Raw genomic sequence first — 1,652 nt, forward strand, 5'->3', positions numbered from 1 at the left:
AGAATGGACGATCTCGACCACAAGCTGCTGTCGCTGCTGCGGGCCGATGCGCGCACGCCGGCCTCGACCTTGGCGACGACGCTGGACGTCTCGCGCGCCACGGTGCGGGCACGGATCGATCGGCTGGTCGACACCGGCGTGATCCAGGGCTTCACCATCGTGGTCAAGGCCGGCAGCCAGCCGAACCCGATCCGCGCCATCACCATGGTCGAGGTCGAGGGCCAGGCCGCCGACCGGGTGATCCAGCGGCTGCGCGGCTTCCCCGAGGTGCGGGCGCTGCATTCGACCAATGGCCGCTGGGACATCGTCGCCGAGATCGAGACGGCGACGTTGGAGGAATTCGACCAGACGCTGCGGCGGATCCGCCAGGTCCAGGGCATCTCGCAGACCGAGACCAGCCTGATGCTGTCCTCGATCCGGACGCGGACGGACGCGGCCTGAGGCCCTAGAATTCGCCGTACATTTATGCCGAAACATTTGTGCGGCGGCGACGTTGAACAAGCCGACCCGCTCGGCTAGGGATTGCAGCCGACCGATCCACCGCATCGAGGAAGACGGACGATGAGAATCAGCCCGCGCGTGCAGAAGATCCTGTCGAACTACGACAGCGAGAACCCGGCCGTGAAGGCCAAGCTCGCGCAGCTCCTGATGAACGGCCGTCTCGGCGGCACCGGCAAGATGATCATCCTGCCGGTCGACCAGGGGATCGAGCACGGCCCCGCCCGCAGCTTCGCCGTCAACCCCGGCGGCTATGACCCGCTGTACCACCACCAGCTGGCGATCGACGCCGGGCTGAACGCCTATGCCGCGCCGCTCGGCCAGCTCGAGGTCTCGAGCGGCAAGCTGTACGGCCAGATCCCGACCATCCTGAAGCTGAACCACTCGAACAGCCTGTCGCGCTTCAAGGAAGACGCCGACCAGGCGATCTTCGCTTCGGTCGAGGACGCGCTGCGCCTCGGCTGCACCGCCATCGGCTTCACCATCTATCCGGGGTCCGACCGCGGCCTGGACCAGATGGAGGAGATCGGCGAGCTGATCCGCGAGGCCAAGTCGGTCGGCCTGCCGACCGTGCTGTGGTCCTATCCGCGCGGCGGCGCCATCACCAAGGAGGGTGAGACCGCGATCGACGTGGTGGCCTATGCCGCGCACCTCGCCAGCCAGCTCGGCGCCCATGTCATCAAGGTCAAGCTGCCGACCGACTTCATCGAGCAGAAGGAGGCGAAGAAGGAGTTCGACGGCGCCAGGATCGCGATCGGCACCCAGGCCGAGCGCGTGGCCGAGGTCATGCGCTCCTGCTTCAACGGCCGCCGCATCGTCGTGTTCTCCGGCGGCGCCGCCAAGGACACCGCCTCGGTGCTGGACGACGCCCGTGCCATCCGCGACGGCGGCGGCAACGGCTCGATCATCGGCCGCAACTGCTTCCGCCGGCCGCGGGACGAGGCGCTGGAGCTGCTGGACACCCTGGTCCGCATCTTCCAGGGCAAGGAGTAAGCCCTGAGCGACGCCCGCATCTATATCGCGATCCCGCCGGAGCTCGATCCGGCGGTGTTCGCGGCCGCCCTCGGCGCCGGCGACGTCGCCTGCGTCGAGATGGCGGTGCCCGCCGATCCGGCTGCGGCGAAGGCCGCGGTCGAGCGGCTGCGCGACATCGC

General features: G+C 68.5%; 2 protein-coding genes. Both read left to right on the forward strand.

Annotation, left to right across the window (positions count from 1 at the left end; all coding sequences use genetic code 11):
- A partial coding sequence (locus P409_RS33735; RefSeq protein ID WP_343285541.1) for an Lrp/AsnC family transcriptional regulator occupies positions 1 to 441 on the forward strand: 441 nt, incomplete at its 5' end.
- Positions 442 to 561: 120 nt separating this feature from the next.
- The gene (locus tag P409_RS33740) at positions 562 to 1,491 is read left to right on the forward strand and encodes a class I fructose-bisphosphate aldolase (RefSeq protein WP_034848987.1); all 930 of its coding nucleotides are present in this window, start codon (positions 562 to 564) and stop codon (positions 1,489 to 1,491) included.
- The last annotated feature ends 161 nt before the right edge of the window (positions 1,492 to 1,652 follow it).

The organism is Inquilinus limosus MP06 (assembly GCF_000767795.1).
Lineage (GTDB): Bacteria > Pseudomonadota > Alphaproteobacteria > DSM-16000 > Inquilinaceae > Inquilinus > Inquilinus limosus_E.